The organism is Bacillus alkalisoli (assembly GCF_002797415.1).
Lineage (GTDB): Bacteria > Bacillota > Bacilli > Bacillales > Bacillaceae_I > Bacillus_CD > Bacillus_CD alkalisoli.
The window spans coordinates 2,844,335-2,871,165 of sequence record NZ_KZ454944.1; the positions used below are offsets into that span (position 1 = coordinate 2,844,335).

Here is a 26,831-nt window from a genome sequence, read left to right on the forward strand (position 1 = left end):
ATGTCAACCTCCAAATTCTACAGAAACAGCATGTGCAATACACGGAATAGATTCTTTTTGTTGAAAGGAAAGCGGAGAGAGTAAAGCACCTGTAGCAACGACCAATATCCTTTTAAATTCTCCTTTTTTCATTCGATTGAGCAAATGACCGTAAAACACAGTTGCTGAACAACCGGCTCCACTTCCTCCTGATAGTACGGGTTGATTTTCTTTATAAATAAGTAGACCACAATCTTGATACTGTGAAGGAGTTACAGAGAAACCTTGTTCTTTTAACATATCCATACAAACCATTCTACCAACCTCCCCCAAATCCCCTGTTACAATAAGGTCGTAGTAAGAAGGCTCTCGGTTTAAATCTCGGAAGTGCATTTTGATTGTATCTACTGCTGCAGGTGCCATAGCACCACCCATGTTGAATGGGTCGGAAAGGCCCATATTGATTACTTTTCCTATTGTGGCAGAAGTTACTTGAGGGCCAACGCCATCATTACTAATTAAAGCTACGCCAGCACCTGTTACTGTCCACTGGGCAGTGGGTGGTTTTTGTCCGCCATATTCCGTTGGATATCTAAATTGTTTTTCAACTGCTGCATTATGACTAGATGCACCTGTTAGTACATGGTTTGCTCCACCGTAATTCACTAAAAAACTTGCTAAAGCTAACCCTTCAATGGAAGTTGAACAGGCTCCAAATAAACCTAAATAAGGAATGGACAATTTTTCCGCAGCAAAGTTGGTAGGAGTCATCTGATTAATGAGGTCACCAGCTAGTAAGAATTGTACGTTACCCTTTTGTATTCCGGCTTTTTTAATGGCAAGATCACTTGCTTCTTCTAGAAGTTTTCGATGTGCTTTTTCGTATGAATCTTCTTGTAGCCATAAATCTTCATGTAGAATATCGAAATCATCTGCAATCTTTCCATTTGCTTCAAATGGTCCTCCTACCGTTCCCGTAGACACGATATATGGCTTATTGGCAAACTCCCATGATTGTTTTCCTTTTAACATTACAAACCGCCCCATTGAATAAGCATTGTTTTAATCAAGCCAACGACAAATGCCGAAAACACACCAAATAAAATTACTGAGCCAGCTAATTTAAACATATTAGCTCCAACTCCTAATACAAATCCTTCTGTTTTATGTTCGATACAAGCAGAAACAACTGCATTTCCGAAACCTGTTACTGGTACCGCACTCCCTGCTCCAGCAACTTGGGCAATGCGATCGTAAACTCCGAAACCTGTTAACAACATGGAGATGAAGATCATCGTTGCAACAGTCGGATTTCCTGCTGTTTGTTCGGTAAAGCCAAAAAAGTATATGTAACTTAATTGAATAGCCTGTCCTACAATACAAAAAAGCCCGCCAATCAAAAATGCTCGAATACAGTTTTGTAAAACTGGCCGTTTTGTTTCTCTCTGCTGTTCAAATTGTTGATATGCTTGTTGTTCTGGTGTTGTTTTACTTTGTTTACTAGCCATGAGAAACAATACTCCTTTATGTTTTTTCTTTTCTCAATTTGTTTAGCTTTTTAAATCTCTTTTCTATTTCTTTTGAATCAAGATTATTCTCTTGGCGAGCTCGGTCTAACTTTTGTACTTCAAACCATATTTTCAAATCGTGGGAAACGTAGATTTTCTCTTTTTCAGGAAACTCTTTTTTCAACTGCTCTTTAACTTTTTTTTCTATAGATTCAGTGAAAAATTTTTGCATTTGTTTTACTTGAATTGCTACAATCATTTCCCCGTTTGAGGAGATTGCTTTGGCTTGCTTCATTTCAGGAAATTGAAGAGCAATATTTTCTGCCTTTTCTTCTTTTTGCTGTTGGGTTTGGGAAGTATTTGATGTGGCTGTAACTTCCATATTCGTTCGTTCACTTTCTGCCTGATTATATCCACATCCGGTTATAAGGAATGTACACAAACAAGTAACCGAAATAAACAACTTATTCATTTTTCACACCACACTTTACCATTCTCTATCTTTTAATATTTAACAGATGTATGAAATTATGTACGTAATTTCGTAATCATTAGGAAAATACAAAAAAGGAGTAGTACATCTACCCCTTTAATCCATCAGTTTTAAATTAAGGCTTTCTATTAGTCCAGCTACACCTGCCGCACCGAAAACTATAAGAATTGGTTTTCCGATAAAAGGAAAGTATGTGAAAGCTATGAATAGCAGAATAGCAATCCATACACCTACACACCAATGGCAACTTAATAATTCTCCAATGAAAGATTGAACTCCCTTACCTTTGATCACTATATATTCTTCTGCTTCCCCATCCTCATTTACTTCTTCTACCACATCGTGAAAAGGACGTCTGATGAAATTATTAATTTTATCGTAAACAATTAGACGAGTTAATCGAAAGACCGCTAATACCAGTAATATAAACCAAAATGTATTAAAGTCCATTTTCCACTCTCCCGTTATTTTTCACACAAAAGAAAAGCAGCCGAAACCGCTTGATATTACCTTCAATAATTACGTTTCTTTCTTTTACCGCAACCACACCCACTCACTTTAGGCTTTCTCCTTTGTAGTGGTGTGGTTTCTTTCGATTCTTCTTGGTGAATTTGCTCTCCTCTTATTTTATGTTTCTTAAAGGGCTTAAACATCGACATTTCCCCCTCTCTATATTTTAAAATAAAGATATTTTAATATATTCTAAATATAAAAAAGGTTTTAGATTTTTGCCTATTCCAACCGCCTATTCTAAAGAAAAGGGACGTATTGTATACACCAAGTAATCATACATGCTATATACTTTAGTGTAAGTTGATTTATTTATGGCGAATAATAATTTGTGCAAAGGGCTCCATCACGATTACTAAACTGTATTTGTGAGGTTAATCCATTTATTACTGGTTATAGGAAGCAGTAGTAGAATTAGATTTTCTTTAATCTACTATAGTAAACCATACTGGAGCGGTACTATCCGGTACTCCATTATAATTTATAGTAATTTCCTCTCCAATTGAAATTGGTCGTAATGCATAAAAGTCAATCGTGTTGCTTTCATGATTTAATTCAAAAAATGCATTAGGCTGGTAAGAATGGTTAAATAGAGAACCAAACCCTAAAGCGAGTGCCCTATCTTTGCCATTGGGACCCCAAATGAAATAGTATTCTGCTATTACTGATTTTTTTACTAGTCTTTTTTGATCTTGTGGTATTTCTAAAACTGGTGAACTTTCAAAACATACACCTTCCTCAATCGGTAAAGTTGCAAAAACGCCTCTTCCTTTTCCAGGACTATTTTTTACCTCGAGCATACAATTCTCTCCTAACTTTAAACAAATGAAAACAACTTAAAACAACCACTTTCCGCAGCATATAATATCATATTCCAGGCGGCAAATGATGTTACCGACTCATTAGAGTCAAGTATTGAAATGGGTGCCTTCCGATGCTGATTTTTAATGGTAATTATAGTTTCAATTTGTTAAAACTACTATCTTAAACAATTATTTTTTCTTTTCTATAATGGGTGAACACCCTCACTAAACATTCTTCGATGCATATTCTGTTAAAGACGAAAGGTCAAAGATCATTAATAAGGAGGAAAAATAAATGAGTTGTGGAAAGGATTTCAACACAGGCAGTTGCGTATGTGATATTCTTGCAGCTATTGCAGCAGAACAAAGCGATAATGTAGGTGATTGTTGTGAGTCTAGCTGTGAAAGATCTCTTAGAGAATTAGTAGGTGGGGCTCGTACAAATGGATTTAATACAATTCCAGTTCAGTTAATCTGTACTACTGCTAATACAAGACCAGGTGCATCTGCCCAAGATACATGTGGAACTGTATTCCAGGCAACAGGTTATAGACGCAGAAGTGCAACCCTACTAGAATCTGCTACTTCTACTTTCTTCAGAGTTAAATCTGTTGATAACAACGGCTGTGCTGTCTTAGAATTACTATGCGGCGTAGAAAATCCTAAAGGAAAAGGAAAAGGTTGCCCTTCATCAGACACGATCGATATAGAAGACTTCGAAAGAACAGGAATTTGCATCACTATCGACTGCACTTGCTTCTGCGGTATCGTTTGCTTACCAGCAGTAAACATACCAAGAGCATAATAAAACAATGTGGACATTTCCCAAAAAATGATATGAGCAAAAAACCAGGTACAGTATCTGCTGCGCCTGGTTTTTTGTTCATAAGTTAGTTTTTTTTACATATAATACGTTATTACTCTCTTAAACGAGGTGAGAACCATGAAACATGGCAAGGAAAGTTATTTTACATCTAAACTTCAACAGATTCTCTTTATACAGAAAAATATACAAGAACCTGCTTGGTTTAGTAAGCTATTTCTAGTTAAACCGGTTAAAGATACGATTCCTCTTCTACTGTATTTAAAAACCGGCCAACCTTTTACAGTATTTGGAAATATCTCAAAAGGGAACGAAGAATTTTTTACTACATCCTTTTTTCGTGTTGACCATATACAAAATGATTATGTTGTTCTCAAGCTCCTAAAGCCAGAATATTCAGAATCATATAGTTCGAAAGAAATCTGTGAAGTTGCTAGTCTGCGCAAAACTAACCAATTTATTGATGTTGACATTACTATACTGGGAGGAATACAAACACTAAACCCAGATTTAGTGGAATAGAATTATAAACTAATTATTTTCAAGTACTGAATATCCTCGATCTTAATTGGCAGTAGATTTAAATTATTCGTATTTAAAATCATTAAAGTTTTTTCTTCCCTTTGATAGGTATATATTTTGCCGATAACGATACGTTTGTTTATTTTAAACTCCAGTACAATATGTTTTAAATAAGGCGGTAGGGATGACAAATATTCTATCCTTTCTTCAATAGAATAATCATAAAATTCCTGAGAAGTCATTTCTTTTTTGTAGATTCTGTAAGGTTTGTATGTTGTCTCTTCTATCGATATATCCCCTTCCGCCTTTACGATATGTGCTTCTCTATTTTGCATGTTCGACTCTTCCGAAGTTCCCGCTTCTCCTTTCTTTTTCCCTTTTACTTTGAAACGGTATTCCTCCTGCATTTTCCTTGAAGTGACTTCTATTGGTTGACTTACAATGTACATTAATGGTGCATGATTAATCTGTTGTTGTTTTTTTATCAAAGAGATCCCTCCTATGATTACTACATTATATTTATGCACGACTTACTCTTTGGTACCTACTTTTCCATTCACTTCTGTTTCCCATAGTCGTTATCACACATTCAATGGCCTTTACTGTATTAATTTATAGATAAAAAAAAGACACATTCCACACAATCGGAATGTACCATTAAATAATGATTTTAGAGGTACTTGAACCCCTAAACTCTTTAGTTAGAATTTTTTAATCTAGCAAACAATCATAATAAAACTAGTTTTGAACAAGTTATAAAGAATATAAACAAATCACTTTATGAAACTCTTAAAAGGAGAAGAATTAGAATTAGAAATAATTATCAGGTTTTAGCACAGGTCGTTTAACAATAAACTTTAATAGGAAACATTGTAATAGTCCAACAGAGTATTTCGTTTAGCTACTAATTAACATTGCAAATGAAATGCTAGTATGTACTAGCTAGTTATCTTTGAAAGATGTAGCTAGACATATTTTATTTACTCTTATTTGTACGATAAGACTTTGCTCGCCTTCTTTAGGAAGGAATGGTATTACTGTTGTTCCTTTTCTTTAGTTACAGTGACACAATTATCTCTGATGATGTCAACATGAGGCGTTTCAAGAGCATCTGTTGTTACTAGATACTTATCCTTGGTGTTAGAATGAATAAGCTCCCTTTCTAACATGGACCATGTCTTATTATTGAAAGCTAAATCTAAATACTGTGATGTAAACTATAACCGCTACTAAGCAAATGAATCTTCAAAGGTGTAATTGTTAGCTTGACAGCAGCAAATTCCAACTAATCTCGTTAAAAGAAAATAAAGGAGGTATACTCTCCTTTATTTTCTTACATATAGGTGAATTTCTTTAATGTCTTTAATATCAATAACTGCAAGAGATAAATCCGTTGATAAGTCAACAAGTATAGTGTCGTTCACTCTTTCTTTTATATACCCAACTATGTTTTCGTTTTCTACAACAATTAAGCAAGGAATATGGGTGATATATTTAGGCAAATTTGTTAAGTATATTACTTTTTCATCAATTGTCATTTCTTTTAAAGGTTTTGTAGCAACTTTTTTTTTAGATTCACTTCCTTCAATTAGCTGTTTTCCTTTATCTAATACCACTTCTTCCTGCTCTTTATCCGTAGCATTTTCTTGATTATACTCTACAAAATCTTCATCAACTAATACAGGTTTTGGCTTATCTGTACTCATTTTTTCACTAATAAAGTTATTTTGCATTTTTGGGCTTGGAATATTTAAATTCGGTTGAGCAATATACATAACAGGATTTGTTGTTACATGTTTACTCTCTTTCAATATACCATCTCCCTTCTCTAATCAATCTTATGAAAGTGTGACTAGGTTTGTGCCTATATTGTTGGATTTTTTCAAAAAATAGTGGTTTTTGTTCATGAAAAAAAGGACTACAAATATAGTCCTTCATTTTTTTATAAAATATGATATCCAGAATCAACGTGGATGTTTTCCCCTGTAATACCACGTGATAGATTGCTCATTAAGAATAACGCTGTATCTCCAACTTCCTCTTGTGTTGTTACACGGCGAAGAGGTGCGTTTTCTTCGATTTCTTTAAGAATCGAGTTAAAATCACTAACACCTTTTGCAGAAAGTGTACGGATTGGTCCAGCTGAAATGGAGTTAACTCGAATTCCATGCTTTCCAAGGTCGTTTGCTAAATATTTTACGCTCGCATCAAGGCTTGCTTTTGCCACACCCATTACGTTATAGTTTGGCACCACTTTTTCTCCACCAAGGTAAGTAAGCGTTACAATACTTCCGCCTTCTGTCATTAAATCTTTTGCTTCTTTAGCAACAGCTGTTAACGAGTAAGAACTAATGTTGTGCGCTAAAAGGAATCCTTCGCGAGTTGTGTTCATGTAATCGCCTTGAAGCTCTTCTTTATTAGCAAAAGCGATACAGTGAGCGATACCATGGATAGAACCCACTTGCTCTTTAATTTGTTGGAAGCATGTGTGTACCTCTTCGTCATTTGTAACATCACAAGGTAGTACGATAGAATCGTTACGATCTAATGATTCAGCAAGCTCACGTACATTTTTTTCTAAACGCTCGCCAGCATATGTGAAAACTAAACGTGCCCCTGCATCATGCAAAGAACGTGCAATTCCCCAAGCAATACTTCTTTTGTTTGCTACACCCATTACTACGTATGTTTTACCATCTAAGGATAAATTCACTTTTATATCCTCCTATTTATATAAGTTATTAGTACCTAGTGCTAATTATAGCATAAGAGAATGAAGATTAAAAATCATTTTTTTAGTAATACTTTCGACACCGGATTTAATAGAAGGGAAACTAGCCAACGTTCTATAACGCATGCTGAAGATTTGGCAATAGAGGAAGCTTGTGAAGATATTGGTTCCAGGCGACAAGAGGATACTACTTTATACGTAACATTAGAGTCTTGTCCAATATTCGCAAGGGCTATTGTGCAATCACGTATGATTTTGATTATATTAATTTTTAAAGACTTCTTTGTCGTTCTTAGCATTTGAAATTTTGTTGAACTCTAAGTAATAAACTGTTGCACTGCCTTTCCCTGTTTTTTCTTTACAAACTGATTTTAAAATCTTTTTGACTACTGTATCTGATTGAACCTCTAAGAACCATCTAGCTTCTTTATTAGTGATTTTTGAACCAAATAAAAGGGAGTAGTCTCTTAAAGATTGCATGTGTGCGTTTTTACTAGGGTGTTGACAAAAAGGACATATCCAAACAGCCTTAAAAACAACTCTTTTCATTTTTAAACTCATACATTCCGGGCAATGTACACCTGTTAAAATATCATGTCTTGTTATATTAAATTTAGTAATAATATCAGCATCGTAAGGAGTGTCTTTTTTAATTAATGTTTTCGCTAATTGCTTTAATTCATTAATCGTAAATAATTCTTTTTGAGATTGCATTTCTAGTTTTTTTAATGTAGATGGTAAACTTTCTAGTCTGATAAGATTTGAAGGTTTAGTAGCTTGTTCTGGAGTCATTGCGAGTTGTACAGAGGGATTGGTAAATACAACAAATGGGTAAATCTTAGGCGAATTTTTTATTTGTTTGTTTAAAAATATTTTTAACTGCATTAATTGCCGGTCTATTTGTTGGAGAGGTTCATTAATTACTTCACTTAAACTATTTTTTCTTGAAAAAGCTGCTTAAAATTTGCATCGTAGATTATTTTCCCTGTATGATGTTTGGCATCAACCATTATGAAGTAGCTTTTTAAAAAAACTAAAGCATCTATTTGGTAGAAGTATCCTGATTCGTTTTGAAGTCTTAAATTATGAAGTACTATATGTTCGTTTTTTGGAAGAAATGATAGATAGTAATTTAGGGATTTCTCCCCTTTTAAGCCTGCATTTTTCTTACCAAGCTCAGATGTTAATTGCGATTTAGCCTTGCATTTGTCAGAAATTCTCCTATCACCAACAATTAGTCTCTCATGATAAGTTGTAACTGTTGCGTCTTTTAAGATCATAGGCAACCTCCTTTTCCAATTGGTTTTTACAATTATATTATATATTTTCTTTCTGTATTTTTCTATTAAAAAGTACTAGATTTAATTTGTTGTAAGATATATATTTTGAGTTTTTTTATTCTTACTTTTGGGTCATTTTGTAACTTGCTTCGGTCATTTCGAGCCTCACTTCGGTCACTTCGCACTTTCTTCGGTCACTTTGTACTTACTTCGGTCACTTTGCACCTTGCTTCGGTCACTTTGCACCTCGCTTCGGTCAATTCGAGCCTCGCTTCGGTCACATCGCACCTCACTTCGGTCACTTTGCACTCGCTTCGGTCCATTCGCACTTTACTTCGGTCACTTTGCACCTTGCTTCGGTCACTTTGCACCTCGCTTCGGTCAATTCGAGCCTCGCTTCGGTCACATCGCACCTCACTTCGGTCACTTTGCACTCGCTTCGGTCAATTCGCACTTTACTTCGGTCACTTTGCACCTCGCTTCGGTCACTTTGCACCTTGCTTTGGTCACTTTGTACCTCACTTCGGTCACTTCAATCCTCACTTCGGTCACTTTGCACCTCACTTCGGTCACTTTGCACCTCGCTTCGGTCACTTTGCACCTTACTTTGGTCACTTTGCACCTCACTTCGGTCACTTCACACCTCGCTTCGGTCACTTTTACTATTACTATATTGCCTTAATTTTAATCAAATATATAAGAAGCCCACGTTCAAAGTAACGAACGTGGGTCAAAATATTTCATTAATCGTAATCCTTCGACAACATTACTTCTTTCGGTACCTCTGTGCCGCGAGTACCTCTTAAGTCTTCTTTACCTTCTGCAGGATAAAGGATAATAAAGCTTTCTGGATTAATTTTTGCTAATTTATTTGGTACTCGTTCTAGCTGAGGGTGCCATGCTACAGTACCTTTCCTCGCACTTAACACCACTACTAAATCATCTGACATAAATGTATCTAACTTCGTTTCATATAAAGCTGTCCAGCCTTCTACCCACTCTACAACAGTTGGCGGATTAGGCTTTACTTCCTTCATGTGTGCTTTATATGTATCAGGAAAATCTTTAATCACGTAGCAATGCATCGTTGCTCCTAATGTAGCAGCAATATTCTTCACTGTAGAAAGTGCATCCCAATATCCTGTTTTATGGTCTATTCCCATCGGTAATATAAGGACAACTCGTTTCGTCGTATTTAATGGATGACCTAGTTTAGATATCAATACAGAAATAGTTGTTTGATCTAACACTTGGTCTATAACTCCACCAAAAATCTTTTGAGGAGTTGTTCTTTCCCCGTTCCAACCTGCTACTAGCGTCGTGATTCGCTCTTCCGCTATTGCTCTGTTTATTCCAATTGCAATATTTCGATCAACACGAGTTGTCACCCTCATCGGAACGTCCGCACCACTTGAGTAGGAAACAGCATTTTCTAACATTTTTTCAGCCTTCGCTACATCACCTTCAGCTGAAAACATGTCACGTTGTACTACACTTAAGGCATAGAGTGGGTTTTCCTGCGTTTTTGATTTTCGGATTAAGAAAGCTAAATCTAATAATGAATTCATTGTGTTTGGATTTGCAACGGGAATTAAAATTCTCTCTGGTGCATCCGATTTTTTAAATGGCTCTTGTGCTTCTAATAGCGCAAGTTTTCGTCCAAATTTTTCTACAATATAAGGGCCAACTATACATGTAATTAAAATCATAATAATTACACCATTAACTGTAGCTTGGTCCAGTAAACCAACATTGAATCCTACTAATGTTGCCGCTAATGTAGCGGCAGCTTGCGGTGTCGTTAATCCGAACACAACAATTCTTTCCGTTGGTGTGTAATTATATAACTTGGAAGTAATGAAGGAAGCTACATACTTACCTGTTAATATACTTACAACAATTAAGCCCGTTAAAATCCAAGCTTTTGGGTTCCCAAACAACACCCTTAGGTCCATTAACATTCCAACACTTAATAAAAAGAATGGAATGAATAGAGCATTTCCAGTAAATCTAATTCTGTTCATTAAAGCACCTTGGTCGAAAATAAAGCGATTTAGTGCTAAGCCGACTAAGAATGCTCCGATGATTGGTTGAAGACCTGCCAGAAGAGCAAGTGACCCAGCCAAAAATAACATTACCATAACAAACGTGAATTCGACCGGCCCTTCTGTCGTGACATTTCGGAAAAACCATCTCGAGACAAAAGGTGTGCCAATAAAGATAATTGCTACAAATACAATGAGTGAAATCGTCAATTTAACCCCAAAGTACATGTCAAGCTGACCTGCCGCTGCACCAGTTATTACAGCTAGAACCAACAAGGCAAAAGTGTCTGTTAAAATACTTCCACCGACAGCAGTTGTAACAGCTTTATTTTTGCCAATACCAAGTCGGCTTGCGATTGGATAGCCTAGTAGAGTATGGGAGCCTAAAATGGATCCTATTAATATAGCTGCGGCTAGACTATAGCCTAACAACAAAGTAACTATTGTTCCTAGAGCAAGTGGAATAAAGAAAGAAAGAAAACCGTACACAATACTTCTGCTCCGATATTTCTTAAATCCATCTAAATCCATTTCAAGTCCAGCAATGAAAATAATAAATAATAAACCTACTGTTCCTAATAATTCTATCGTTTGTGTTCTTTCTAAAATTCCAAGGCCATTTGGCCCGATTATTACTCCAGCTAGGATGGGCCCAATTAAACCCGGTATTCGTAATAATTTCATCAAATAGGGAAAGATAAAAAAGATAATCATAGCGATACCAAAGATTAGAACAGGTTCTTTGATTGGTAAGTCAAACAAGTAAAATCCTCCTATCTATTCTACTAATAGACATTCTTTTATGTATAAACAATTAGTATGTTAAATACTTTACTAATGAAAAAGTATACCATGAACAACTGCTCGTTAGAAAAAAAATTTTAATAAATGGAAAAAAAAAGAGGGTGAAGAAATGGAACAAGATTCTGTCGTAAGTTGGAAGATTGATTATACGTTACTTTTTACAATCTTTCTGTTAGCCATCATAAGTTTTATTATGTTACTTTCCATACAACCTACTCTTCCAACTAAACTTCAACCCATTTCTTTCGTACATAAACAATTTTTTTGGTATTCAGTAGGTATTTTCGCAGGTGGAGCATGTTTATTTATCGATTATGATCGATTTCAAATGATTGGTATGTACTTGTATGGTTTTGGATTAGTTTTATTAATTGGGTTAGAATTACCTTTGTCATCCTATGTTCAAACTTTAAACGGAGCTACAAGTTGGTATCGGCTACCTGGCATCGGAAATATTCAACCTTCTGAATTTATGAAAGTGGCTTATATTATTGCTTGTAGCATTTTACTATCTAAAAATAAAAAGAAACTTATGGAGAAAGAACTAGAAGGAGAAGCGTTATTAAGAAGCGAATGGATATTGTTAGGTCAATTGGCTTTACTATTTATACTGCCAACACTATTGTTAATTAGACAACCTGACTTAGGAATGACAATGGTGTACGGAGCTATTTTTTTAACCTATTTACTTATTTCAGAAGTTCGCTGGAGTATATTACTAACTATATTCGGTGTTGGAATTGTGACTTTTTCAAGTTTAGTTTTTAGCTATCTTCGCTTTCCTGCTTTTTTTAATAAATACATCATCCATGAGTATCAACTAGGAAGAGTTTGGGGTTGGTTAGACCCGTATCAACATCAAGATGCTTATGGATTCCAATTAGTTCAGTCATTAAAAGCCATAGGTGCTGGAACATTATATGGGACTGGGTTAGGTCATGTGGAAGTTTCCCTGCCAGAAGCACATACAGACTTTATTTTTGCAATGATAGCCGAACAGTTCGGATTTATTGGTGCAAGTATTGTTATTGCACTATTTTTCTTCTTGATTTTTAGAATTATTTCTATTTCTTTGCAATGTCATGATTACTTTGGGAGTTACATTTGTGCAGGAATTGTTGGTATGATAAGTTTTCAAGTTTTCCAAAATATAGGGATGACTGTTGGATTACTTCCTATTACAGGATTACCATTGCCATTTGTTAGTTATGGAGGGTCTTCTCTCGTATCTTATATGATATGTATTGGGTTAGTATTAAACGTATTCGCACGCACGAAAAACTATATGTTTGAATAAAGGAGAGAGAAAGAATTGACAAAGTTTGATATTATTGGGGATGTTCACGGATGTTACGATGAGATGATACAGCTTATAAAAAAGCTTGGATATGGGATAGATGGTAAAAAAGCCATTCATCCAAAAGGGCGGAAGTTAACGTTTGTTGGGGATTTAACAGATCGTGGTCCACATTCATTAAAGGTCATTTCATTTGTTTATTCGCTTGTTCAACACGATTTAGCACATTACGTACCTGGAAACCATTGCAATAAACTATACCGTTATCTTCTAGGAAATAAAGTGCAAGTAACACATGGATTAGAAACAACGGTTGCGGAATTAGAGCTTTTGACTCCTCATGAACGAAAGAACATAGCTGAAATGTTTATAAAATTGTATGAAAATGCCTCTTTATATGAAGTATTAGATAGCGGAAAACTTGTTGTTTGTCATGCAGGAATTAAAAAAGAGTATATCGGATCAGCATCTAAAAAAGTGAAAACATTTGTTTTATATGGGGATATTACTGGCGAATTTGAAGAAAGCGGCATGCCAGTTCGACGTGATTGGGCTCGTCACTATGACGGGGAGGCTTGGGTTGTTTACGGTCACACACCTGTTAAAGATGTAAGGACTATTAATAAAACAGTAAACATTGATACTGGGGCTGTATTTGGCGGACATTTAAGTGCGATTCGATACCCAGAAATGGAAGTTGTGTCTGTTGCTTCTTCCATGCCTTTTGTAGAAGAAAAGTTTAGATCGTTTGATTAAACAGCTTGGAGGCCAACTTTTAATAGTGGCCTCCAAGCTGTTTTATTAGTTCCTTCATATCCTCTGGCAAATCTGCCATAAAAGTCATTTCTTTCTTCAAAATCGGATGAAAGAATGTTATCTTCTCGCTATGTAATGCTTGACGATTTATAATGTCTCTTTTCCCACCGTATAAATCATCCCCCACTAAAGGGTGTCCTAAGAAAGCTAAGTGCACACGAATTTGGTGGGTTCTTCCCGTTTCTAGTTGTAGTCGAAGAACGGTATAATCCCTACTCTTACTAATTACTTCATAGTGAGTTACCGCAAGCTGTCCATCTGACCTAACTTCCCTTTCAATGATACTATCAGGCTTTCTACCGATTGGAGCATCAATTGTACCCGCATCTCCTTGGGTAAGACGATGAGCTATAGCAAAGTAAGACCTGTTAATTTCATGTTGCTTCTGCTGTAAAGAAAACAAATGATGGACAAACCTATTTTTTGCAATAAGCATTACACCGGATGTATCACGATCTAAACGAGTAACAATATGAACAGTTGCAGGAATGCCATTCTTTTTATAATAGTGTAAAAGTGCATTGGCAACAGAGCCTGTTGGATGTTCACGTGATGGTATGGAGTTCATATGACTAGGCTTATTGATTAAAAGGACTTCTTCATCCTCATAAAGTATCGTAAGTTGTATATCTTCAGCTACCATCTCTTCACTCGGTAATTCTTCTGGAAATAAAACTTGTACTATGTCGTCTTTTTCCAACCGATAGCGCACCGTTACTTCTTCACTATTCACACGGATAGCCCCACCGCCAAATTTAATGTCGGTAAGGGCCGCTTTGGAAATATGTTGTTTTCTTAAGTATTCTCGAAGGATCATACCATCGTCATCGGTTGTTGCTTGAAATGTTAGTTGATAATTTTTCAAGAATTTCATCCTCTTGGCTTAGCCGGAAATAAACGAGTCACGCACTCTTTTCCAAAATGGGAAAGGTCTAAATCTAGCAAATCGAATTTTTTCTTTTGCCACACGACATTGAATCGATTTTACATCTTTATGTAAAAGGGTTAAATGGTCAATGGTTATTTGAAAATCGACATCATTTACTGGCTTTAATAAAGCAGTATGATGGTCCGGCAACACTAATGGCGAGCCAATCGTACGAAATACTCGATTGTTAATGGAAGCCATTTCTGCAATTTGAATTGCAGGTAAGGAAGGATGCAATATAGCTCCTCCAAGTGCTTTGTTGTAAGCTGTACTCCCTGAAGGCGTGGAAATACAAAGTCCGTCTCCTCTAAACGTTTCAAAAAGTTGTCCTTTAATTTCTACGTCCATTACTAACGTACCTTCTACACTTTTTACCGTACATTCATTTAGCGCTAAGTTGGTAGATTCACGTGATCCATTATTGTAACGTATTATTACTTCGAGCAAAGGATACTCAATGACTTGGTAAGGAGTTTTTGCGACTGCAATGACCAACTTTTCAATTTCCTCAGGTACCCAGTCTGCATAAAAACCTAGATGTCCTGTATGAACACCTATGAAAGCAGTTTTATCTAACCTACTTCTATATTTATGAAAAGCATAAAGAAGAGTTCCGTCACCACCTACTGAGATGACTAGGTCTGGTTGATCTTCATCATATGTAAGGTCAAAATCTTGCAAATATGTTTTAATTCGTTGCATTAATGTATTGGATTTATGATCCCCTTTAGAAGTGACTGCAAACTTCATTCTCTCTCACCCGCTTTATAAGTTATCTTTGCTTTCCTTTTTTCGTAAAAAGAAAGCTTGTGCTTCTTGTATTTCCCCACGAATTTTTGACATTTCCTCATCTAATAAATATGCTGCTTCTGCGGCACGAACTAGCCTTTCCTGAATTTCTTCTGGAAATTGACCACTATATTTATAATTTAGTGAGTGTTCAATGGTTGCCCAAAAATTCATCGCAAGCGTTCTTATTTGAATTTCTACTAAAATAACCTTTTCCCCTTCAATCGTTTGAACAGGATATTCTACTACAACATGATAAGAACGATATCCACTATTCTTTTTTTCTGAAATGTAGTCTCTCTCTTCAACAATCTTCATATCATTTCGTTTTCTTAAAAGGTCAACCACTGTATGAATATCATCCACAAACTGGCACATCATTCTCATACCTGCAATATCTTGCATTTCTACGTCTAATCGCTCAAGAGAAATTCCTTTACGCGTTGCTTTGTCCAAGATACTTGCTATCGGTTTAACCCTCCCTGTTACAAACTCAATTGGCGAGTGTTCAGACTGTTGTTCAAATTGTGAACGTACTCCCTTTAACTTAACTTTCATTTCATTCACTGCTTGTTTATATGGCGCTAAAAATAAATCCCAATGTTGTATCATATTGGTCCATACCCCTTAAAGTATTATAGCTATCCTTTTTTCTATCTACATTTGTTCGGAATGGTGGATAACTGTTAATTGACAAATACTTCTGTAACTTTTTTCTCCATCTCTTCTCCATAGTTGGCATTATCTTTAATATTCTCTATTAAATATCCGAGTTCCTCTTCTACGTTTGTTAATAGTAATGCTATGTTTTCAATAACTAATACGATTGCTTTTTTTTCATCCAACGCTTTCTTCAAATCAGTCCAGTGATCTGCTCCAATGCTAACATGAATAAATTCTGTTGGAGTTTCTAACTTATAGATAAACGCTAGATGATCGGAGTCGACAAGCATTTGGTTGCTCGCTTCTACTTCTTTTAACGAAAAAGTAACAGGATCAGCATGTAACAATAGTTGATGTTCATTCCATGATGTATGTGTAATATTAATTTTCTTTTGCATATGTATCTCCTTCCAACCTTTCATTCCAGTTTTATTTTAACATAATATACAGCAACCTCATAAAAATTTCCCTTTCAAAATTCATTGATATCTTAAAGAAATATAGTAATAATAGAATTATACTTATCGTGTACAACTAGTAATACAATCATGTATTAAGTTAGAAAGAGGTATTGTATTGATGGAGAGAAATCAAGAAATAGAAATAGAGTTCAAAAATTTATTAAACAAAGAAGAATATGAGCGGTTACTTCACACTTTTAACTTACATGAAGAAGCTCCTGTTAAGCAAATAAACCATTATTTAGATACAGACGATTTTCAGTTAAAATCACATGGATGTGCCTTACGTATTCGTGAAAAAAAGGGAGCGTATACATTAACACTAAAGCAGCCTAAAGGTGACGGCCTATTAGAAACACATCAAAAAATAAACACAGAGCAAATGACAGCGGTTATAAATGGCCATAGTATTCCTGTTGGGTATATTAGTTCTATTTTAAAAGATGAACTGCAAGTGAACGGAAGCTCCATAACATATTTTGGCTCCTTAACGACACATCGATTTGAAACAGATTATCAGAGTGGATTGTTAGTTTTGGACAAATCTGAGTATTTAAATGTTGTGGATTATGAATTAGAGTTCGAAGTTTCTAATTACGAAATTGGACAAGGTCAGTTTAAGCAATTATTAGAACAGCAAAAAATCCCGACTCGAGAAACAAAAAATAAAATTGTTCGATTTTATGATAAAAAAAATTAGTGATGGAAGGATGAACGAAATATGAAGACAGACCAACTCCGAACTATGATGGAGATTCAAGCTTTGCAGAGCTTTCAAAAGCAACCTTCGTCGAGTATGACTAGTCCATTCTCATCCTTTGCAACTATTTTACAACAAGTATTAGACGGAAATGGCTCTACTATTCAGCAAAAAGGATTAAATAATAGTTTGCCATTATCAATGAATTCTTTTCCCTTGAACTCTGCAAGTATGTCATCAAATTTTCTTACAAATATTGAAGTTCTTTCTTCTCCTCAAACGACAAAACCTTTAACTAGTTCAAGTTTTGATCAAATTATTGAGGAAGCTTCTATGAAATATGGTGTTGATGCAAAACTTATCCGTTCTATCATACAACATGAGTCTAGCTTCAAAGAAAATGCAACAAGTCATGCTGGTGCAATGGGGTTAATGCAGTTAATGCCGAGAACAGCTAAAGGTCTTGGTGTAACAGACGCATATGATCCGTGGCAAAACATCATGGGTGGAACTAAATATATTAAGCAAATGCTAAATCGTTATGACGGAAACATCACGCTGGCACTGGCAGCTTATAATGCAGGGCCAGGTAATGTCGACAAGTATAATGGAATACCTCCTTTTAAAGAAACAACTAACTATGTCCAAAAAGTCATGGGAAGTTACTATAGCTAATTGGTTAAAGTAGTTGAGTAGTATTTTCTAATACTGAAAGTTATAAAAACCGGATTTAAAGTGCCGGTGGTATGGACGACTCCTCGAAAATGCTTCCACATTTTCTTCGTGCGATGTCTCGCTAAGCGTAACATACCACCGGCCGCTTTTTTTACCAACAATGGGCTTGTACAGAAGGTATATCTGGACAGCCTTTTTATTTTGGAAATGGTGCCACGAAACCAAGTTTAAATCGTATCATTTGAGATATAATAACGTCATTGCTACAATATAAGAAACATAGTCATTATAAAATAAAGTTTAGATAAGTTTAGACAGCATTCATTTTCATGGTGCTAATATATTTTCTGTTAAAGGAGTTCTTACTATGGTCAATAATATAACGTCACCTTTTGACGCAATTGGTGGAGAACCCGTTATTCATAAGTTAGTTGATGCTTTTTACACAAAAGTTAGTCAGCATCCTGATTTAGCTCCGATTTTCCCAGATGATTTGACGGAAACAGCTAGAAAACAAAAGCAGTTTCTTACTCAATATTTAGGTGGGCCAAGCCTATATACTTCGGAGCATGGACATCCAATGTTACGCGCAAGACATATGCCTTTTGACATTACACCGAAGAGAGCCCAGGCTTGGATAAAGTGTATGAACGAAGCGATGGATGAAATAGATTTATCTGGGCCACATCGCGAAGAATTTTTTGCGAGGTTAGTATTAACTGCTCAGCATATGATAAATACACCGGATCAACCAGAAGAAAAGGAAGATCAACGTGAATTGTAATGATAAGCAACTCTTTTACTTAAATGCAATTAGGCATACAACAAATAAGCCGATTGAAATTTACTTATTCATTGATCCGTTATGTCCAGAATGTTGGGCATTAGAACCTGCTTTAAAGAAATTACAGATGGAGTACGGGCAATATTTTACTATTAAACATGTTGTAAGTGGTTGCCTCGCAAATATTAATTTAACAAAAAAACATCATGCGGCTTCCATGGCAAAAGTTTGGGAAACAACCGCAAACCGTTCAGGAATGTCTTGTGATGGCACTATTTGGATAGAAAATCCGATAGCTTCTCCTTATATTGCCTCTGTAGCTATTAAAGCGGCAGAGTTGCAAGGAAGACGTGCAGGGATAAAGTATTTACGAAAACTGCAGGAAGTTTTATTTTTAGAAAAACAAGACATTACAAATGTGAGTGTTCTTAAAGAGTGTGCGAAATCTGTGAATTTAGATATAAAGGAATTTTCAAGAGACCTTAAATCGGAAAGTGCAACAAAAGCGTTGCAATGTGATATGAAAATTACAAAAGAAATGGATGTTAGTGAAATACCTTCTTTAGTTTTCTTTAACGAAAATATTGAAGCGGAAGGTATAAAAGTTTCTGGCTATCATTCCTATGACGTGTATGTTGAAATTTTGCAAGATATGATAGGTGCTTCACTAAATCCAGCTGACCTTCCTTCTCTTGAGGAGTTTTTAATGCAATTTTCGTTTGTTGCTACGAAAGAAATTGCTGTTGTATACAACACAACGGAACCTATCGTAGAAAAAGAAATGAAGAAATTATTAATTCAACAAAAAGTAGAAAAAGTTCCAGTAAAGTATGGTACGTTCTGGCGTTATATTGGAAATTAAAAGAAGAAATTGAACTTCATTGACCTTATCAAGTTCATTTTCTTCTTTTCCTTAACCGAAATGAACTTCATCAGCCTTATCAAGTTTATTTTCTTCTTTTTCCTTAACAGAAATGCACTTCATTAGCCTTATCAAGTTTATTTTCTTCTTTTTCCTTAACCAAAATGAACTTCATCGACCTTATCGAGTTCATTTTCTTCTTTTCTTTAACAGAAATGCACTTCATTAGCCTTATCAAGTTTATTTTCTTCTTTTTCCTTAACCAAAATGAACTTCATCTACCTTATCAAGTTCATTTTCTTCTTTTTCCTTAACCGATATGAACTTTATCGATGACCACGGCTTATTTCTCGCGGGAAAACAACAGGGTACTTAACATAGCCAAACAATTAAAAAAGCCTTAGGTCATAGACCTAAGGCTTTTTCTATTGTCTTATAGACAACAAAGGGGATGGGAGAAATTTTTCACGGTCAAACAAAGGGGTATATGTTTGTATGTGAATCGTTTCACGTTATTAATATATCAGATTTTGTCGAACTTTGACAAGTGGTTTTTTCTTCATTTCACAACTTTGTCACAAAAAAGTTCCTATTAAAAGATTTTATAATGTTATAAGGACAACTTGCATAAATTTAGAATAGAGCATGATTTATGAAGGAGTAGGTGAAAATGAATAACTTGAGAAGCTGGATTTTCCCTAGCATTATTGGATTTATTATTTTATCTTTTATTGTAAATATTTTAGGGCTAATGAAAGTTTATCCATTGGTCCTTACGTCTCCCTTACTATTTATCTCCTTGTTTCTTCTAATTGCCCATATGAACTACCGCCAGCAATTTAGGGGGTTTAAATAAGAAAAGCTGACTACATATGTAGCCAGCTTCTTGTTTGTTTATGAAAGTAGGTTTTCCATTTCGATTAGTTTTTCTTCGAATACTTTACATGCTTCTTCAATCGGTGTACTTTGTGTCATATCTACTCCAGCTTTTTTCAATACTTCGATTGGATAGTCAGAGCTTCCTGCTTTTAAGAATTCTAAATACCTTTCAACTGCAGGTGTACCTTCATCAAGAATTTGCTTACTTAATGCAGTTGCTGCACTATATCCTGTTGCATATTGATATACGTAGTAATTGTAATAGAAATGAGGAATTCTTGCCCACTCTAAACCAATTTCTTTATCAATATGAATATTCTCACCAAAGTATTTTTTATTCAACTCATAATACGTTTCCGTTAATAAATCTGCTGTCAACGCTTGACCTTCTTGAGCTAACATGTGAATCTTATGTTCAAATTCAGCAAACATTGTTTGACGGAATACTGTACCTCGGAAACCTTCTAAGTAATGGTTTAGCAAGTATAGTTGTTTTTTCTCATCATCAATTGTTTTTAATAAGTAATCGTTTAATAACGCTTCATTACAAGTGGACGCAACTTCTGCTACAAAAATAGAGTAGTTTCCGTAAGGATATGGCTGAGTTTTTCTCGTATAGTAACTGTGTACTGAGTGTCCAAACTCATGTGCTAACGTAAATAAATTATTTACATTATCTTGCCAGTTCATTAAGATATATGGATTTGTTCCAAATGTTCCAGATGAATAGGCACCTGAACGTTTTCCTTTGTTTTCATGCACGTCAACCCAACGATTGTCGAAACCTTCTTTTACGATATCTAAATATTCTTGACCAAGTGGTGCTAGCCCTTTTAATAAATATTCTTGAGCTTGTTCATAGGAAACTTTCATGTTCGCATCTTTAACCAGTGGAGTATAAAGGTCATACATGTGTAACTCATCAACGCCTAGAACTTTTTTACGTAAATCTATATAACGGTGAAGCAAGTGTAAATTTTTATTTACCGTTTCTACTAAGTTGTCATATACAGACTCAGGGATGTTGTTGTTGCTTAATGCAGCATGGCGAGCAGAGTTGTAATTACGAACTTTTGCATTGAAATTATCTTTCTTCACTGCACCACCAAGCGTACTAGAGAAAGTATTTTTGTACTTACCATATGTTTCATATACAGCTTTAAATGCATCTTCTCTTACCTGTCCATTTTCACTTTCTAAAAAGCGAATGTAACGACCGTGCGTAATTTCTGTTTCCTCTCCATTCTCATCTTTAACAGATGGGAATGTTAAGTCAGCATTGTTTAACATTCCAAATGTCGTAGAAGGAGCTGCCATCACTTCTGATGCTTGTGCTAATAACGCTTCTTCTTTTGCAGAAAGAACGTGTGGACGTTGCAAGTTAATTTCTTCAAGTGCATGTTTGTATAATTGTAATTCTTCTTTTTCTTGTAAAAAACTAGACAGTTTTTCTTCTTCCATAGAAAGAATTTCAGGAACGATAAATGATAAAGCACTAGCCACTTGTGTATAAAGGTTAGAAGCTCTGTCATTTAATCCTTGATAAAAGGAATTTGTTGTGTCTTGATCGTAGCGCATATGAGCATATGTATATAACTTTCCAAGGCGACTCGAAATGCTATCTTGATATTGTAATGCCTCAAATAAATCGTTTGCTGAAGAAGAAAGTTTTCCTTGGAATTCGTTTATTTTTCCAATCATATTTTTTACATCTTCAAATTCTTTTTCCCACTCTTGGTCAGATGAAAAAATATCTTCTAATCTCCATGTATCATCTACTGCAATATCTTTTCGTTCTTGTAGTTTTTTTACAGCTGTTTCTGCCATGTTGATCCCTCCATTAAATTTTCATTTTTCGTTCAACTTAAATTACTTAAAAGTAAAAATTGAACGAACTTGAATTGTACTTAGGGAAACAGAAAGTCCCTAATTACAGAAAACATACTATACTCTATTCGTCACAAACCTATTATATCCTTTTTCTTTTCCATCATGAATTTACTTGCTTTAAAACGAGAGTGTTATTCTGCTTAAAACCATTTTATCTTCTTTGATCGCTTGATCAATTGTTCTAGGAGTAATAGGGTTTTCTTTCTTTTCGTAAATACCAGTACTTACTTCCTCTAAAATTCCTAAACCACATAAAGTATTCAAATAACTTTTAATTGGGTTTGATATGTTCATCTCTTTTATTAATGGAAGGGATCGAAGCTTGACTTTCTTGAAGTGAATTAGCTTTAAGAAATGATTATAAATCGATGTAAATGATACCGTAGAGCCTACTGGTGTTCTATGAATGCAACTAAAATATATATATGTTTGCCATTCTATTAATGGGGTTTCTATAACATACTGTTCTCTTACAGGTATGCCAATGACCGCCGGAATTTCAGAAAGTGGGACACCATATTTTCCGTAACAAAAATTCTTCAAATGAATGAGATTACGATACAAACAATATTCATAACGCCAATTTCTTTTATATTGTAGCCATTTTGTTTTCCAATCTGGTAACGAAGGCGTATTAGAGAAATTATCTACAATCAACTGTTTACTTTTATAAATAGTAATAAAGGTTTTTTGACTCGAAAACGGGTAAAAAGGAAAAAGGTAATAAAATACAGTTTCTACTGGACAAAAACAAATAATATAAGGAAATTTTAGATAGTTATTCTTTTGTAGAAAAAGCCAATTTGTAGTATTAATCGAGGATAGAGTATACAGAGAGCGAAAACGTTTTTTTGAGAGTATCCATACTGGAATTAAATTTTGGGATTCATATAATAATGTTCTTTTCTGAAGGTCAGCAATTGATAGGTTAGAGCATTGAAATTCTATCGCAAATGTTTTCTCCTCTTTTTTAAACAATAGGTCCACTCGCTGATTCGTTTCTTTTATGTAATGTTCAATGGAGACCTCACCAGTATTTTGTAACAGTTCGTACAACTTTCTTTTTCCTTCTAAATGATACAGTGATTCACTTTCTGAAGATGTGGAACATTCTTTGCGAACATGTGCAAAATGATATCTCACTATCTCACCAAGCTTCGGAATAACTTCGCTGTTGCAAGCTGGACAATAGAACCTTTCTACTTTTTTTAACTCCATAACATCTTCTTTTTTTCCGTAAAGCAACGTAACAAACTCTCCATTCTTTCTTTTTGCTACAAACATAGCAATCTCCTTTCATGCTTTAAATATATAGGAAAAACCCCTTTCTACATTAGAATTATTTAATAATGTAAAAAGGGGGAATTTCTAAAGTAAAGGGGAAAGTAGTCTTGATAATGACTCAAACACTTTATGGTGAAACGGTCTGTTTTCAAAAACTTCCTTCACTAACGGTTTGGAAGTAAGCAAGTCATTTTCATAGTCTGATACTAGTTTCTTTAAACTTTCTGTATGGTAAAGAAACGCATTTACTTCAAAGTTCAAATGGAAACTTCTCATATCCATGTTAGCTGTTCCAATCGAAGCCACCTCTTCATCTACTATTACGATTTTTGCATGTAAAAATCCTTTTTCATATTCAAAAATTTTCACACCTGCCGCTAACATTTCTGGAAAGTAAGACCTGGAAGCGTAAAATACTATTTTTTTATCTGGTCTGTTAGGAATAAGTACTTTTACGTCGACACCGCTTAAGGCAGCCACTTTTAAGGCAGTAAAAATATCATCATCGGGTACAAAGTATGGAGAAGCAATCCAAATAGACTTACGAGCAGATGTAATCATTGAGAAAAATAAACTTTTTATAACTTCCCATTCTTGATCTGGTCCACCTGCAATCATCTGTACTCCGCCGTAATTTCTATGTTCAGATAAGTTAGGGGATAAGTAGCTTTGTGTTAACAGCGATTGCTCTGTCATGTAATACCAATCTTGTAAAAAGATTAACTGAAGTGTCCTTACTGCCTCTCCCTTTACTAAAAGGTGGGTGTCCCTCCAAAATCCAAAATACTCATTTTTACCTAAATACTCGTCCCCGACGTTTAACCCACCAACAAAACCAACTGTACCGTCTATAACAATAATTTTCCGGTGATTACGAAAGTTTATTTTATTATTGAAAAAAGGTAGTCTAACTGGAGAAAAAGGTATAGTTTCTACACCAGCATCCCTTAAATCTCTTATATATTTTTTAGAAAGGGTCCAACTTCCCACAGCATCATACAAAAACCTTACATTTACCCCGCTCTTCGCTTTTTCTATTAATACATCCTTTATCTTCGTACCAATTTCATCATGTCTTACGATGTAGTATACGAGATGTATATGATGAGTCGCTTTTTCTAGTTCTTCTAAAATTTTACTGAAGGTCTCTTCTCCATCTGTCAAAACTTCCGTATCTGTCGAAAAAGAGATTGGACTTCTACCAATATTTGTTGCTAGTTGAAACATCGTTCGATGCCCATCACCTAACGACAGCATTTCTTCTTCTGTGTAGCTTCGTTCACCTTCAATTTTTTGTGCCGTTTGTCTATCCATTAAAGCCTTTTTATAAAATAGACGTCTTTTCCGTACATTGCGCCCGAATAACATATAAAAAATAAACCCTAGGACAGGAAAACTACCTAAAACAACAAGCCATGTTAATGTTCTTGTTGGGTGTCGATTTTCCATAAAAATCAAAAAAGCAATAAACAAGACCGAAAGAGTAAATAACATGGATACAACACCAAGTATCCATCCTTCCCAAAAACTTTTCGTAACATAGATAATAATTAATAGTATTAATAAGAACATGGCTACGCGTATTGTATTTTTCAAACGAAGTTCAACTCCTAAAACATCTTAAATTACGGTCCATAAGTACGAGATGCATAAGTATGACAAGCACAATCGAAATAAAAGCCGATTTCACCAGTATGAAATCGGCTTTACCATTTAGGACATATTATTCGTGAATATGTCATTATAAAGAGAAATGACTAGCTATTTCTGCCATCGCGTTATCTTCACTTACAGCCGCACCATATTCAGCTAGACGATGAATTGTCATTTGCGTTTCTTCCCCGTGCTCTAATAATATGCTTAACACATTATCAATATCTTCATCTGAATAATGTTCAGAAGAGAAATCAACATAGAGGTAATATTTTTTTTCGAAGAAATAGAGTGAGTTTGTTATATTTTCTCTTGCTTTTAAAAGATGGGAAACAGAAATAACATCCTCTAAATCTTTGAACTTAATCATAAACTGAAGCATATCTTCTTCCGTTTCGACTGTCTCTTCTTTAGGTGAAGAATTCTTGGAAGGGTTAAAATGCTGGTCTAATAGAGATTCAATTCTTTCATCTACTGGTATATCAATTTTTTTATCGTCTGAAACTGGAACCTCAAAGTTTTTACCATCTTTAGAAAGTTGAGCGAGCGTAACGATTATTTCTAACCCTTTATCTAACGCTTGCACTTGAATCCAAAGCGGCCCATCAATGGTAAAATCCTCCTCATCATGAGCTTCATCCATCATTTCCCAAAACAATTCTTCACTTCTTTCCCGGTTATACCAAATTTCTTCCCGGTCAAATCCACGCTCTTCTATATCGCCATACGAAATGTAAAATTTTACAGTATGATCATTAATACGTTCTATCTCCATCATTAACAACTCCCTTCTATATTTATTAGGTAAATGATTAGCGTTGCGTTCCCCTAAGGTTTTGTAAGTAAGCCGTTATTGCTTCCTAATTAACTGCTTCTCATTTCCATATTTATTGTTTAGGAAGGGACCTCCATTTAATTAAATATATGCTTATCAATGTATCCAATTAGCAAACGCTATAAACCTATAACATATGCACAGAAGCTAACCTTGTACTCTTATTTTATGATAAAGGATAGAAGAATGGAAATAAAAAAACTCATTTTTTAAAAAAACCTCATTCGCCTACTATACCTTAAAAATTACCCTTTATACAGCTTGTTTTAAACTGGTTTAATTTATTATTATAGCATAATATGACTGAAACTTTAACAAATTGTATTTATCTTTTTTACTCTTATGATAAACCTCACCTGAAAGTGTTTTATAAGGTTCTAACTGTTGTTGTCAGCACGAGGCGCTCGCTTTCCGCGGGTTTGTCTAGTTCTAGCCGCTCTAACTCCTCGAGTTATAAGCCATGGCCATCTAGAGGGCAAATAGCGTCCTCAAGCTATCACTGACTTATGCTTGTCGGAGATGAACGAGCCGCTTCCACATTTCTTGGCTCTCGGGAGCATCCTCGGCGCGTGGCGCCTTTGGGGTCTCCCTTGACACACTTCTCCCGCAGGACAAGGAAGGCTTCGGCAGCGAATCATCGCACGAAGGAAATGCGGTAGCATTTTCGAGGAGTCTCACGCCTCGTGCTAACAACAACGATTAGTAATATAAATTTATTTTCTTAGTACCAATTCTTTATTATTGATAAAAATCTAGTCATAATATTGAACAGCCCTCACTATATTTAGTTAAGAATGGGACAAGAGGGAGCGATTGT

General features: G+C 35.1%; 31 protein-coding genes. 10 read left to right on the forward strand and 21 right to left on the reverse strand.

All coding sequences use genetic code 11. The features are described from left to right. Positions 1 to 3: 3 nt before the first annotated feature. The 5 genes from spoVAD to CDZ89_RS14230 all read right to left on the reverse strand — a co-directional run bounded on the left by spoVAD (position 4) and on the right by CDZ89_RS14230 (position 3,290). Positions 4 to 1,011, reverse strand: coding sequence for a stage V sporulation protein AD (gene spoVAD / locus CDZ89_RS14210; RefSeq protein ID WP_100333869.1), 1,008 nt, complete (start codon positions 1,009 to 1,011; stop codon positions 4 to 6). Further along, positions 1,011 to 1,487, reverse strand: coding sequence for a stage V sporulation protein AC (gene spoVAC, locus CDZ89_RS14215; RefSeq protein WP_096155102.1), 477 nt, complete (start codon positions 1,485 to 1,487; stop codon positions 1,011 to 1,013). The genes spoVAD and spoVAC overlap by 1 nt, the downstream gene beginning before the upstream one ends. A gap of 16 nt (positions 1,488 to 1,503) precedes the next feature. Beyond that, positions 1,504 to 1,959 carry a YhcN/YlaJ family sporulation lipoprotein gene (locus tag CDZ89_RS14220; RefSeq protein ID WP_096155103.1) on the reverse strand — a complete coding sequence of 152 codons (456 nt, stop codon included), beginning with the start codon at positions 1,957 to 1,959 and terminating at the stop codon, positions 1,504 to 1,506. Between the two features lie 117 nt (positions 1,960 to 2,076). Next, complete coding sequence (locus CDZ89_RS14225) at positions 2,077 to 2,430, reverse strand: DUF1360 domain-containing protein (protein WP_096155104.1); 354 nt, start codon at positions 2,428 to 2,430, stop codon at positions 2,077 to 2,079. Positions 2,431 to 2,915: 485 nt separating this feature from the next. After that, positions 2,916 to 3,290 (reverse strand): SET domain-containing protein, encoded by a 375-nt coding sequence (locus CDZ89_RS14230; RefSeq protein WP_096155105.1) that lies wholly within the window; start codon positions 3,288 to 3,290, stop codon positions 2,916 to 2,918. 298 nt (positions 3,291 to 3,588) lie between these two features. Between CDZ89_RS14230 and CDZ89_RS14235 the strand changes: the two genes are divergently transcribed. Beyond that, positions 3,589 to 4,098: a CotY/CotZ family spore coat protein gene (locus CDZ89_RS14235; RefSeq protein ID WP_096155106.1), complete on the forward strand. Its 510-nt coding sequence runs from the start codon at positions 3,589 to 3,591 to the stop codon at positions 4,096 to 4,098. Positions 4,099 to 4,236: 138 nt separating this feature from the next. Then, entirely contained in the window at positions 4,237 to 4,638 is a 402-nt protein-coding gene (locus tag CDZ89_RS14240; RefSeq protein WP_096155107.1) for a CotY/CotZ family spore coat protein, read from the forward strand. 2 nt (positions 4,639 to 4,640) lie between these two features. Here the strand turns inward: CDZ89_RS14240 and CDZ89_RS14245 are convergent, their stop codons facing one another. The 3 genes from CDZ89_RS14245 to fabI form a co-directional block, all read right to left on the reverse strand. After that, positions 4,641 to 5,126 carry a hypothetical protein gene (locus tag CDZ89_RS14245; RefSeq protein WP_096155108.1) on the reverse strand — a complete coding sequence of 162 codons (486 nt, stop codon included), beginning with the start codon at positions 5,124 to 5,126 and terminating at the stop codon, positions 4,641 to 4,643. An 837-nt stretch (positions 5,127 to 5,963) separates the two neighbouring features. After that, entirely contained in the window at positions 5,964 to 6,449 is a 486-nt protein-coding gene (locus tag CDZ89_RS14250) for a CotO family spore coat protein (RefSeq protein WP_096155109.1), read from the reverse strand. A 131-nt stretch (positions 6,450 to 6,580) separates the two neighbouring features. After that, entirely contained in the window at positions 6,581 to 7,351 is a 771-nt protein-coding gene (gene fabI, locus CDZ89_RS14255) for an enoyl-ACP reductase FabI (RefSeq protein ID WP_096155110.1), read from the reverse strand. Between the two features lie 60 nt (positions 7,352 to 7,411). Between fabI and CDZ89_RS14260 the strand changes: the two genes are divergently transcribed. Next, positions 7,412 to 7,672, forward strand: coding sequence for a deaminase (locus tag CDZ89_RS14260; RefSeq protein WP_100333870.1), 261 nt, complete (start codon positions 7,412 to 7,414; stop codon positions 7,670 to 7,672). On the opposite strand, the gene CDZ89_RS14265 is transcribed toward CDZ89_RS14260, so the two are convergent. The 5 genes from CDZ89_RS14265 to CDZ89_RS14275 form a co-directional block, all read right to left on the reverse strand. Continuing rightward, positions 7,634 to 8,254, reverse strand: coding sequence for a hypothetical protein (locus tag CDZ89_RS14265; protein WP_100333871.1), 621 nt, complete (start codon positions 8,252 to 8,254; stop codon positions 7,634 to 7,636). The genes CDZ89_RS14260 and CDZ89_RS14265 overlap by 39 nt on opposite strands. Before the next feature lie 44 nt (positions 8,255 to 8,298). Beyond that, positions 8,299 to 8,649, reverse strand: a complete 351-nt coding sequence (locus CDZ89_RS14270; RefSeq protein WP_100333872.1) for a nuclease-related domain-containing protein — start codon at positions 8,647 to 8,649, stop codon at positions 8,299 to 8,301. A gap of 194 nt (positions 8,650 to 8,843) precedes the next feature. After that, on the reverse strand, positions 8,844 to 8,999 hold the full coding sequence (locus CDZ89_RS19995) for a hypothetical protein (RefSeq protein ID WP_198508243.1): 156 nt from the start codon (positions 8,997 to 8,999) through the stop codon (positions 8,844 to 8,846). Between the two features lie 73 nt (positions 9,000 to 9,072). Further along, positions 9,073 to 9,285, reverse strand: a complete 213-nt coding sequence (locus CDZ89_RS19740) for a hypothetical protein (RefSeq protein ID WP_198508244.1) — start codon at positions 9,283 to 9,285, stop codon at positions 9,073 to 9,075. A 107-nt stretch (positions 9,286 to 9,392) separates the two neighbouring features. Further along, the gene (locus CDZ89_RS14275; protein ID WP_176483749.1) at positions 9,393 to 11,456 is read right to left on the reverse strand and encodes a cation:proton antiporter domain-containing protein; all 2,064 of its coding nucleotides are present in this window, start codon (positions 11,454 to 11,456) and stop codon (positions 9,393 to 9,395) included. 151 nt (positions 11,457 to 11,607) lie between these two features. On the opposite strand from CDZ89_RS14275, the gene CDZ89_RS14280 reads away from it, so the two are divergent. Both CDZ89_RS14280 and prpE read left to right on the forward strand, forming a co-directional pair. Continuing rightward, the gene (locus tag CDZ89_RS14280) at positions 11,608 to 12,795 is read left to right on the forward strand and encodes an FtsW/RodA/SpoVE family cell cycle protein (RefSeq protein ID WP_100333873.1); all 1,188 of its coding nucleotides are present in this window, start codon (positions 11,608 to 11,610) and stop codon (positions 12,793 to 12,795) included. 15 nt (positions 12,796 to 12,810) lie between these two features. Beyond that, positions 12,811 to 13,551, forward strand: a complete 741-nt coding sequence (gene prpE, locus CDZ89_RS14285) for a bis(5'-nucleosyl)-tetraphosphatase PrpE (RefSeq protein WP_227521512.1) — start codon at positions 12,811 to 12,813, stop codon at positions 13,549 to 13,551. A gap of 19 nt (positions 13,552 to 13,570) precedes the next feature. Here the strand turns inward: prpE and CDZ89_RS14290 are convergent, their stop codons facing one another. The 4 genes from CDZ89_RS14290 to CDZ89_RS14305 form a co-directional block, all read right to left on the reverse strand. Then, entirely contained in the window at positions 13,571 to 14,485 is a 915-nt protein-coding gene (locus CDZ89_RS14290) for an RluA family pseudouridine synthase (protein ID WP_100333874.1), read from the reverse strand. A 9-nt stretch (positions 14,486 to 14,494) separates the two neighbouring features. Beyond that, positions 14,495 to 15,289, reverse strand: a complete 795-nt coding sequence (locus CDZ89_RS14295; protein ID WP_096155117.1) for an NAD kinase — start codon at positions 15,287 to 15,289, stop codon at positions 14,495 to 14,497. 15 nt (positions 15,290 to 15,304) lie between these two features. Beyond that, entirely contained in the window at positions 15,305 to 15,940 is a 636-nt protein-coding gene (locus tag CDZ89_RS14300; protein WP_096155118.1) for a GTP diphosphokinase, read from the reverse strand. A gap of 74 nt (positions 15,941 to 16,014) precedes the next feature. Beyond that, on the reverse strand, positions 16,015 to 16,389 hold the full coding sequence (locus CDZ89_RS14305; protein WP_096155119.1) for a UPF0738 family protein: 375 nt from the start codon (positions 16,387 to 16,389) through the stop codon (positions 16,015 to 16,017). A 181-nt stretch (positions 16,390 to 16,570) separates the two neighbouring features. Here CDZ89_RS14305 and CDZ89_RS14310 point away from each other — a divergent pair, with 181 nt between their 5' ends. The 5 genes from CDZ89_RS14310 to CDZ89_RS20000 all read left to right on the forward strand — a co-directional run bounded on the left by CDZ89_RS14310 (position 16,571) and on the right by CDZ89_RS20000 (position 20,329). Continuing rightward, positions 16,571 to 17,152 carry a CYTH domain-containing protein gene (locus CDZ89_RS14310; RefSeq protein ID WP_096155120.1) on the forward strand — a complete coding sequence of 194 codons (582 nt, stop codon included), beginning with the start codon at positions 16,571 to 16,573 and terminating at the stop codon, positions 17,150 to 17,152. 21 nt (positions 17,153 to 17,173) lie between these two features. Then, positions 17,174 to 17,827: a lytic transglycosylase domain-containing protein gene (locus tag CDZ89_RS14315; RefSeq protein ID WP_096155121.1), complete on the forward strand. Its 654-nt coding sequence runs from the start codon at positions 17,174 to 17,176 to the stop codon at positions 17,825 to 17,827. A gap of 367 nt (positions 17,828 to 18,194) precedes the next feature. Further along, complete coding sequence (locus CDZ89_RS14320) at positions 18,195 to 18,611, forward strand: globin domain-containing protein (protein WP_096155122.1); 417 nt, start codon at positions 18,195 to 18,197, stop codon at positions 18,609 to 18,611. Further along, positions 18,601 to 19,473, forward strand: coding sequence for a ClpXP adapter SpxH family protein (locus CDZ89_RS14325; RefSeq protein ID WP_100333875.1), 873 nt, complete (start codon positions 18,601 to 18,603; stop codon positions 19,471 to 19,473). Before CDZ89_RS14320 ends, CDZ89_RS14325 begins: the two co-directional genes overlap by 11 nt. Positions 19,474 to 20,143: 670 nt before the next feature. After that, complete coding sequence (locus tag CDZ89_RS20000) at positions 20,144 to 20,329, forward strand: hypothetical protein (RefSeq protein WP_096155124.1); 186 nt, start codon at positions 20,144 to 20,146, stop codon at positions 20,327 to 20,329. 38 nt (positions 20,330 to 20,367) lie between these two features. Here CDZ89_RS20000 and pepF read toward each other — a convergent pair whose 3' ends face one another. The 4 genes from pepF to mecA all read right to left on the reverse strand — a co-directional run bounded on the left by pepF (position 20,368) and on the right by mecA (position 25,954). Beyond that, positions 20,368 to 22,179, reverse strand: a complete 1,812-nt coding sequence (pepF, locus tag CDZ89_RS14340) for an oligoendopeptidase F (RefSeq protein ID WP_100333876.1) — start codon at positions 22,177 to 22,179, stop codon at positions 20,368 to 20,370. A gap of 180 nt (positions 22,180 to 22,359) precedes the next feature. Beyond that, entirely contained in the window at positions 22,360 to 23,526 is a 1,167-nt protein-coding gene (locus CDZ89_RS14345) for a competence protein CoiA (RefSeq protein ID WP_096155126.1), read from the reverse strand. 84 nt (positions 23,527 to 23,610) lie between these two features. After that, a complete protein-coding gene (gene cls / locus CDZ89_RS14350) occupies positions 23,611 to 25,122 on the reverse strand; it encodes a cardiolipin synthase (RefSeq protein ID WP_096155127.1) in 1,512 nt (503 codons plus the stop codon). A gap of 145 nt (positions 25,123 to 25,267) precedes the next feature. Further along, positions 25,268 to 25,954, reverse strand: a complete 687-nt coding sequence (mecA, locus tag CDZ89_RS14355) for an adaptor protein MecA (RefSeq protein ID WP_096156966.1) — start codon at positions 25,952 to 25,954, stop codon at positions 25,268 to 25,270. Between the last annotated feature and the right edge of the window lie 877 nt (positions 25,955 to 26,831).